The organism is Streptosporangium sp. NPDC001559 (assembly GCF_042893955.1).
In the GTDB taxonomy this organism is placed as follows: domain Bacteria; phylum Actinomycetota; class Actinomycetes; order Streptosporangiales; family Streptosporangiaceae; genus Streptosporangium.
This window is the reverse complement of sequence record NZ_JBIAVG010000022.1, coordinates 1-7,597: the sequence shown is the minus strand read 5'-3', so window position 1 is coordinate 7,597 and position 7,597 is coordinate 1. Positions and strand designations below refer to the sequence as shown.

12 protein-coding genes are annotated in these 7,597 nt (G+C 66.4%); 7 read left to right on the top strand and 5 right to left on the bottom strand.

Annotated elements, in window-relative coordinates; translation table 11 throughout:
* The first annotated feature begins 57 nt into the window (after positions 1–57).
* Both ACFYY8_RS36495 and ACFYY8_RS36490 read left to right on the top strand, forming a co-directional pair.
* The gene (locus tag ACFYY8_RS36495; protein WP_390049105.1) at positions 58–1,161 is read left to right on the top strand and encodes a helix-turn-helix domain-containing protein; all 1,104 of its coding nucleotides are present in this window, start codon (positions 58–60) and stop codon (positions 1,159–1,161) included.
* Positions 1,158–1,697 carry a hypothetical protein gene (locus ACFYY8_RS36490; protein WP_390049103.1) on the top strand — a complete coding sequence of 180 codons (540 nt, stop codon included), beginning with the start codon at positions 1,158–1,160 and terminating at the stop codon, positions 1,695–1,697. Before ACFYY8_RS36495 ends, ACFYY8_RS36490 begins: the two co-directional genes overlap by 4 nt.
* 801 nt (positions 1,698–2,498) lie before the next feature.
* Here ACFYY8_RS36490 and ACFYY8_RS36485 read toward each other — a convergent pair.
* Positions 2,499–3,233, bottom strand: a complete 735-nt coding sequence (locus ACFYY8_RS36485; RefSeq protein ID WP_390049101.1) for an XRE family transcriptional regulator — start codon at positions 3,231–3,233, stop codon at positions 2,499–2,501.
* A 160-nt stretch (positions 3,234–3,393) separates the two neighbouring features.
* Between ACFYY8_RS36485 and ACFYY8_RS36480 the strand changes: the two genes are divergently transcribed.
* The 3 genes from ACFYY8_RS36480 to ACFYY8_RS36470 all read left to right on the top strand — a co-directional run bounded on the left by ACFYY8_RS36480 (position 3,394) and on the right by ACFYY8_RS36470 (position 4,825).
* The gene (locus ACFYY8_RS36480; protein WP_390049099.1) at positions 3,394–3,732 is read left to right on the top strand and encodes a hypothetical protein; all 339 of its coding nucleotides are present in this window, start codon (positions 3,394–3,396) and stop codon (positions 3,730–3,732) included.
* A 5-nt stretch (positions 3,733–3,737) separates the two neighbouring features.
* On the top strand, positions 3,738–4,208 hold the full coding sequence (locus tag ACFYY8_RS36475) for a GntR family transcriptional regulator (protein WP_390049097.1): 471 nt from the start codon (positions 3,738–3,740) through the stop codon (positions 4,206–4,208).
* A 65-nt stretch (positions 4,209–4,273) separates the two neighbouring features.
* Positions 4,274–4,825 (top strand): HD domain-containing protein, encoded by a 552-nt coding sequence (locus ACFYY8_RS36470; RefSeq protein WP_390049095.1) that lies wholly within the window; start codon positions 4,274–4,276, stop codon positions 4,823–4,825.
* Between the two features lie 3 nt (positions 4,826–4,828).
* On the opposite strand, the gene ACFYY8_RS36465 is transcribed toward ACFYY8_RS36470, so the two are convergent.
* The 3 genes from ACFYY8_RS36465 to ACFYY8_RS36455 form a co-directional block, all read right to left on the bottom strand.
* Entirely contained in the window at positions 4,829–5,215 is a 387-nt protein-coding gene (locus ACFYY8_RS36465) for a nuclear transport factor 2 family protein (protein WP_390049093.1), read from the bottom strand.
* A gap of 65 nt (positions 5,216–5,280) precedes the next feature.
* A complete protein-coding gene (locus ACFYY8_RS36460; protein WP_390049091.1) occupies positions 5,281–5,757 on the bottom strand; it encodes an NUDIX hydrolase in 477 nt (158 codons plus the stop codon).
* Between the two features lie 3 nt (positions 5,758–5,760).
* Positions 5,761–6,501, bottom strand: coding sequence for an XRE family transcriptional regulator (locus tag ACFYY8_RS36455; RefSeq protein ID WP_390049089.1), 741 nt, complete (start codon positions 6,499–6,501; stop codon positions 5,761–5,763).
* Positions 6,502–6,654: 153 nt separating this feature from the next.
* Between ACFYY8_RS36455 and ACFYY8_RS36450 the strand changes: the two genes are divergently transcribed.
* On the top strand, positions 6,655–6,855 hold the full coding sequence (locus ACFYY8_RS36450) for a hypothetical protein (protein WP_390049087.1): 201 nt from the start codon (positions 6,655–6,657) through the stop codon (positions 6,853–6,855).
* Entirely contained in the window at positions 6,852–7,034 is a 183-nt protein-coding gene (locus tag ACFYY8_RS36445; RefSeq protein ID WP_390049085.1) for a hypothetical protein, read from the top strand. Before ACFYY8_RS36450 ends, ACFYY8_RS36445 begins: the two co-directional genes overlap by 4 nt.
* Before the next feature lie 5 nt (positions 7,035–7,039).
* On the opposite strand, the gene ACFYY8_RS36440 is transcribed toward ACFYY8_RS36445, so the two are convergent.
* The gene (locus ACFYY8_RS36440; RefSeq protein WP_390049083.1) at positions 7,040–7,375 is read right to left on the bottom strand and encodes a winged helix-turn-helix domain-containing protein; all 336 of its coding nucleotides are present in this window, start codon (positions 7,373–7,375) and stop codon (positions 7,040–7,042) included.
* Positions 7,376–7,597: the final 222 nt, after the last annotated feature.

Genomic DNA, 7,597 nt, shown 5'->3' with positions numbered 1-7,597 from the left:
TGCGCCTATCTTGGCGATTATTTTCGAAAATCGCAAGACGCTTGGTAGTCTGCCGATGTGTCTAGCATCGCCGACCGTGTCCGGCAGCTGATCGAGACCTCTGGCCTCAGCCAGCATGTCTTCGGTCGGCGGATCGGGCTCGATGATTCCAAGTTGTCCAAGTCGCTCGGCGGCACCCGCCGGTTCTCCTCTCTCGACCTGGCTCGCATCGCCGACGAGTTCAAGGTGAGCGTCGACTGGCTCATCACCGGCGAGGAGCCACCTCTGGCAGTGGCCGCCAGGACGACCACCGGGCAGACTGGCGAAGCCCTGGATATAGCTCGGCGGTATAGCACGATGCGCACCGACCTCGCCGCGCTCGGCTACCAGCCCCCCTGGGTGCCGCCGGATGTGGACCTGAGATTCGGGAGCTACCTCGACCGGGCGCGACGCCTCGCCGACTTTGCCCACGCCAAACTGCGCAAGGAGAATCTTTCGATTCTTGACCGAGATCTCCTCGACTTGGCAGAAAATGTTTTCGGTGTCGATGTTGCCTTGGTTGAACTCGGTACAGGTTTCGACGGTCTGGCGGTGTCCTCCGAGGAGGTGAAGCTCATCGTGCTGGCGACCACCCGCGTGCCAGCGCGGCAGCGCTTCACCCTCGCCCACGAACTGGGCCACTTGATGGCCAGGGATGATCAGGCGGTGCACGTCGATCGTGATGTCTTCGACAAAGCACAGTCGCGTGAACCAAGCGAGCTACAGGCGAACGCCTTCGCCTCAGCCTTCCTCATGCCCGAAGCGCTCCTCCGTGAGCGTCTCAAACAAGGCGGACTCTCCGAAAAGACCTTCGCCGAACTGGCCTGCGACCTGCGGGTGAGCCCCTCCAGCCTCGCCATCCGGCTGTCCCAGCTCCGGATCATCGACTCTGGCGGAGCCGACCGGTACAAGCGCATGACCGGCGCTGACGCTGCCCGGCTCGCGGGTAAGGGTGAGTGGTATGCCCGCTGGGTGACCGAAACGGGCACACCGCGCCCGCCTGGCCTCCTGCTTCGCGACACCTATTCCGCATATGAGACCGGTCAAGCGACGCTTCGGCCGTACGCGAACCTCCTCGGTGAGGATGTGGACAGCCTGCGAGCCGCGCTGGAGTCCGATGAGGGGACGCCGGCCGCCTTATGACCACTTACCTCTTCTCCGACAACACCGTCCTGTGCAACTTCGCCTGCGTTGACCGGCTGGACCTGCTGAAGGTAACGCTCAACGGCCGCGGACGGTGGACCGAGGCCGTCGCCTATGAGGCATCCCGGTCGGCTGTACACCTGCCCGCTCTCGCATACCTGGACGCGAACGGATGGCTCGGCAAGCCCATCGAGATCGACGACCCGGACGACGCTCACAAGATCGAGTCTATCCGCCGCGTGGTCTTTGGCGGTGACGATCTATTCCCCCTCAAGCACCTGGGTGAGGCCCAGTCCTGCTACGTCATCAAGAACTGGACTGAGCTCACCGGCTCCTGGTGGATCTCCGACGATCGAGAGTCTCTACGGTATGCCCACTTTCAGGGCATCACCACACGCGAGACGTTCGACATCATGACCATGGCCGTAGTCAACGGAGATATCGAGGCCAAGGATGGCTTCACCCTCATGCAGAAGATGAAGTCGCATGGCCGTCGCCTCCGCATGCCCTGTTCTTGGCAGGATTTGGGAGGGTAAGGGCAAAGGGCGCCTCCATCAAACCCAGTGAGACCGGAGGGACCGACAACGGGGCCGAGTTCCAGTCGACTTTCCACTGGCATGTCCTGAACAAGGGCATCAACCACGTCTATATCAAGCCCCGCACGCCGCGGTTGAAAGCATGGTCAAACGCTCACACCGCATCGATACCGAAGAGTTCTACCGGATGCTCGAGGGCGTCGTCATTGATGACGCCAGTCCTGCGGCGTCGTCGAGACGGTGCGGCCGATCGCCGTCAACTGCCTCTTGCTGCGCCACCCTTGTTGTGTCATCGATGCCTCTCATATCGCAAGACGATTCGAAGGCGATTTGGTTTTGAAGCGCTTCGCCACCTCGTTAAGGGGGCGACCTTGCCTACATCGTCGAACCCGATGCGGTTGATCCCCCGCTGGGGAGGAGGTTCGTTCCCTCCGTTGACCGTCATCGTTAGTAGGTTGCGGGCTTTGCCAGATTGCCGGTTGCGTAGCAGCTCAGTGCAACCATCATGCTCGATGGCAAGGACCGACGAAGTCGGTCCGCGGCAGTCGATCGCCCCGACCGGCTACGGCTCGCGCCGAAGTGGGCGATCGTCACGGCCGCCACCACGACAACATCGGCGAAGAGCTTTATCGTCTTGCAGGGTCTGCCGCCTGGTGATCGAAAGCGCGTGGGCGGCGCGGCCGCGACCGGCCGAAGAGCCGCAGCGCGGCCAGCGACCGCCCGACGCGCGGCGAGACGCCGAAGGCGGCTCGCCTTTAAAGACGGACAGATAAGTTTCTTTCGATCTTGACCCGAGCGCTGTCAGCCGTTCTGAGCTGCGGGTACTGCTCCGTCCCAGACGCGTTCGAAGCTGTCGAGGTAGGTGGCCGCGGTGCTGTTGGGTTCGTTGCCGGTGATGTAGACGACGGGGGCGTCGGAGGCGCGGGTGCCGTAGGCGTGGAGGTTGACCAACAGGTCGTTGTCGGCGCGGTAGATGGAGTTGTACAGGATCGTCCCGTGTAGCCGTATCTCGATCCCCTCCACATCCTCCAAAGGGCGACAAAGCGTGAGAGCGTTCCTGGTCCTGGAGATCATGACGTCACTACCGACGCCTTCGTCCGCTCCCCGGGTGGCGACTTGAGGGCTGTCGGGGTCACCGAGCAGAATTCGCACCCGGACTCCGGCCCTTGCTCGCCCGACCAGGATGCGGAGCAGTCCGGCGTCTTCGGCGAGGAACAGGCCGCTGTAGACGAGGATGCCGATCTCGGTCTGGGCGGCTTCGAAGAAGGTGCGCCAGATGGTGGCCGGTACGGCCCAGCGGTGTGGGTAGACGGCCTTGATCTCGGTCGGAGGTCCTGGGCGTCGGCGGATGCTTTCGGGCCACAGGTCGTTCTCGTCGACGTGGAGGAGGTCTGCGACGGCCAGGCGGTGGCGGGGGTGGGGGACGCGGCCGGCGAGCCAGCGGGTGACGGTTTTGGGGTCGACGGTCAGGTGGGTGGCCACGTCGAGGGGTTGCAGGCGGGCCTGGATGAGGGCGTGGCGGAGGTGTTCGTTCATCGGGTGTGGTCCCTCCCGGAGCGGGTCGGTACCAGCGACGCTAACATAAGACGTCCCTAGACGTCCCCAAAGTCGTGGTGCCTGTGTCCCACCCCGGTCAGAAGACTCACTGGCACCGAACCCGGCGCCACCGGGGCCGTGAGACGACGGGAGCACCCGCATGTCCAAAGAGAAGATCATCGCCCACCAGCGGGACCTGCTGGTCATACTGCGTGGCCATCTCAACGCGCTGTACGTGCCGAATTTCCTGACCAATGACCAGGACGGCCAGCCCTGCCTGGAGATCACCGACCACAACGCCCGTACCCGCCGCGTCTACGTCCAGGTCGTCTTCTACTGGTTCTACTGGGGCAACCGGCCCGACGAGCGCACCTCCACCATCCACCTGCCCATGGCCGCCGAGGACATCGCCGCGGCGGTCCGGCGCGGCTGGCGTGAGGGCGAGCAGGGCACGCTCACCATCAACCTGGGCAACATCCACGGCGCGCACGGCCGCTGACCTCGATGACCGATGACACCGACGGGTGGCTGACCGGCAGGCGGGTCTACGACCGGATCGCCGAACGGCTCCGCGCGCAGATCACCGCCGGTCACTACCCTCCGGCCAGTGTCCTGCCCTCGGAGGCGGCGCTGGCCCAGCGCTTCCACGTGGCCCGCAGCACCGTCCGGCGCGCGCTGGCCGTGCTGGAGGACGAAGGACTGATCGACACGATGCCCGGCGCGGGACGCCGAGTGAAAAGCTCGGAGCAGCAAAAGGCGCTGTACCGCTACCAGGAGATCGCCGCCGAGTTGCGTGAGCGGATCAGCAGCGGCTCCCTCCCGGTGGGGGCGGCGGTGCCGAGTGAGAACAAGTTGCGGGAACGGCATGGGGCCTCGCGCAACACCGTCCGCCAGGCGCTGGCCGTACTGGAGCGGGAAGGGCTCATCGTGGCCCGGCACGGCAAGGGGCGTTTCGTCCGCTCCACACCACTTTGAGACGTCCTGAGACGTCTGATGCTGGGCCTCGGGACAGGCTTCGGGCGGAGTCTAGGGTGAACCGTATGGGACAAGCCGAATGGGCACGTGACCTGGCCCGGCACCTGCTGGAGGAACCTCTGCCGCGCCGGTGGGCGCACACCCAGGGGGTCGCCGCGCAGGCCGAATCGCTGGAGTCGATTCTCGGCGCGGAGACCGAACTGCTGACCGCGGCGGCCTGGCTGCACGACATCGGATACGCCCCCGCCCTGGTCGACACGGGGTTCCATCCGCTGGACGGCGCCCGCTACCTGCGTGACATCCAGCAGGCCGACGACCGGCTCGCCCGGCTGGTGGCCCATCACACCTGCGCCGAGTGCGAAGCCGCCGAACGCGGCCTGTTCGACACGTTGAATGCCGAGTTCGCCAAGGAACGCCCCGAACTGGTCGAGGCGCTGACCTACTGCGACATGACCACCAGCCCGGACGGCCTGCCGGTCGACGTCGAGACCCGCCTGGCGGAGATCCACTCCCGGTACGGCCCCGAGCACCTGGTCAGCCGGTCGATCACCAAGGCCACGCCGTGCATCGTCGCAGCCGTGCACGCCGTACAGGCCGCCTTGAGCGCGCGGGCCTGACGTTCAGGCCGGGCTGGCGTGAGCGGCCAGGATGCGCCAGCCGTGCTCGTCGGTGTGGACCCAGGTACGGGTGTAGCGCAGCCGTGAGGCGAACGGCTCCCCCGCGAACGTACCTTCCAGCGTGCCGAGGAAGCAGGTGACACCGGTGGTGCCCGCGACGACCACGGTGAGGTCCTCCTCGACGAGCTTGGTCATGACCTGTCGCCGTGAGCGGTGATTGTCCAGGTCGAGCTGCTTGGCCTGCGGATGGCACGCGCCGTCCGGCGGACCGGTGAAGACAAGCCGATCATCGAGTAGCCGGTCGAGTTCTTCGACGTCTCCGGAGAGCATGGCCGCTTGCAGACGGCGTTCAGCCTCGTACAGCTCGTCGGTGAGGGTGCGTTCGGTCATGAGATCGCCTTCCTGGTTCGAGGGAGCGTTCAGAGGCGCGGGTGCCTCAGTTGCCGCGCGCGTATTCACCCGATGTACGGCCCGGCGCCGTCGAGGAAGTGACCGAGCCGCAGCCGCATCGACCGGTCCATGACCAGGGGGCCGATCTCCTCGCGCGGAACCCAGCGGACCTCGCGGGACTCGTCACTCGGCGCCGGCTCTCCGCTGACGGGGCGGGCGGTCAGGACGATGGAGAACTCCTGGCGGGCCTCGCCATCGGAGGTGTAGAGGATCACGTGCCGGGGGTCGGTGTAGGTGCCGACCAGGCCGGTGATCTCACACGTGACGCCGGTCTCCTCCAGCGTCTCCCGGACAGCGGCCTGCGGCAGGGACTCCCCCAGGTCGATGGCGCCACCGGGCACGGCCCAGTTGCCGTTGTCGGAGCGGCGGATCATCAGGATGTCGCCCGCGTCGTTGACGACGACGACGTTGACCGAGGGCACCAGGCTGTTGGGGGCAGGTGCGGCGGGGTCATCGTAGAAGTCGATCCGGCGGGCCGTCATGGGTCAGGACTCTACCGGCCGGGCCTGGTCCCAGACGGAGTCGAAGCTGTTGAGGTAGGTGGCCGCCATCGTGCCGCCGGGGACCCTGCGCAGGTGCATGACCGGGGCGTTGGAGGCGAAGGTGCCGTAGACGTGGCTGTTGACCAGCAGCTGGTCATCGGCGCGGTAGATGGAGTTGTACAGGACCGTGCGGTGGAAGCGGATCTCCACGTTCTTGTGCCGGCGCAGCGACCGGTAGAACACGAGCGCGGTCTTGATCTGGGCCGCCATGCCGTCGTTGATCCCCTCGTCGATGCCGCGCTGGGCGACCTCGGGCGAGTCGGGGTCGCCGAGCAGCATCCGGATCTTCACGCCCGCGTCGGCCCGGTCGGCGAAGACGCGGACGATGCCGGTGTCCTGGGCGATGAAAATGCCGCTGTAGACCAGGATGTCGATCTCCTGGCGGGCGGAGGCGAACAGTCGTCCCCAGGCGTCCTTGGGTACGGCCCAGCGGTGCGGGTAGACGGTGACGATCTCGGTCTCGGAGACGGCCGCGGTCTGGGCGGGGGTCATGGCCTCGGGCCACAGGTAGGCCTCCTCGACCCCCAGCAGCTTGGCCACGGCGAAGCGGTGCTTGCGATAGGGCACCCGACCTCGGGTGATCCATCGTTCCACGGTCTTGGCGTCGACCTCGATGGCCTCGGCCACCTCCACGATGGTGGTTCCCCGTTCGAGTAACGCCGTGCGCAACCGCTCGTTCGCCATCTCACCTGCCTGTCAGCGGGGACGTCCAGGGACGGGGCAATCGTAGACCGGACGTCCTGTACATGTCCCGTCCTGTAGTGATCACGTCCTACCTCTTCGCCGCACTCTCGGTATCGCAAGAAATCACAGGCAGCGACGAGAGGAGAGACAGCAATGATCAATGACACACCCGCCTGCGAATGCGGCGCGGTCCTGGAGGAGGGACGGTTCGCCTGCCGCAAGTGCCGGGCCCGGGAGCGGTGGACCCGCCGTCAGACGGCCCGGCGCAGGACGGCCAACCGGCGGCGCGGTCAGGTGCGGCGCCCGGCCAACCGCCCGTACGGCACCGCCGAGGCGGGGGTGATCTGGACGTGAGCGCGACCATGATCCCGCTGATCATCGGCCTGGTACTGGGCGCGGCGGTGTTCGTCGGCTACGTCGTCGTCCTGGTCGGCATGCGCCAGGAGGACCGGCGCATGCGACTCGGCGAAGCACCTCCGAGCCGGGCGGCGGCCCTGGCCCGCCGGGTCACCGGCTGCCACGTGCGCGGGTGAGCGCGCTACTTCCCCTCGCTCAGCTCCGCCTCGACCTTTTCCAGCCGGGCCGACAGGTCGCGCAGGGTGGCGCGGATCTCGGCCAGCTCATCGGAGGCCGGCGGGGCCGAGGCGGCGTCGTCACGGACGAACACGCCCTTGCCCTGCTGGCCGATGACCAGCCCCTCGTTCCGTAGGACTCCGACGGCGAGTTTCACCACGCTCAGCGAGGCGTCGTAGGCGGTCGCGAGCTGGGTTGTGGAGGGCAGCGGATCGCCGGGCGCGAGAGTGCCGCGCCGGATCTGGTCGCGCAGGTCGTCGGCGATCTGCAGGTAGCCCGGTCGCCCGGTGTTCTTGACCATCCGCCCTCTTCTCCCGGCTTCCTCCCCCGGCCCTAAAGGTTCGTCGACTGTAAACAGTCCGCCGAGCCCTACTAGTTCAGCACAGACACGCGACCAGGCCAACCATGAGAACGTTGACATCCAAGCTAACTAGGTTGACTATGTTGGCTGAGACGAACAAGGAGGCCCATCCATGCGCACCATCCCGATCCCCGTCGACACCCACCGGCTCCGCTTCACCTG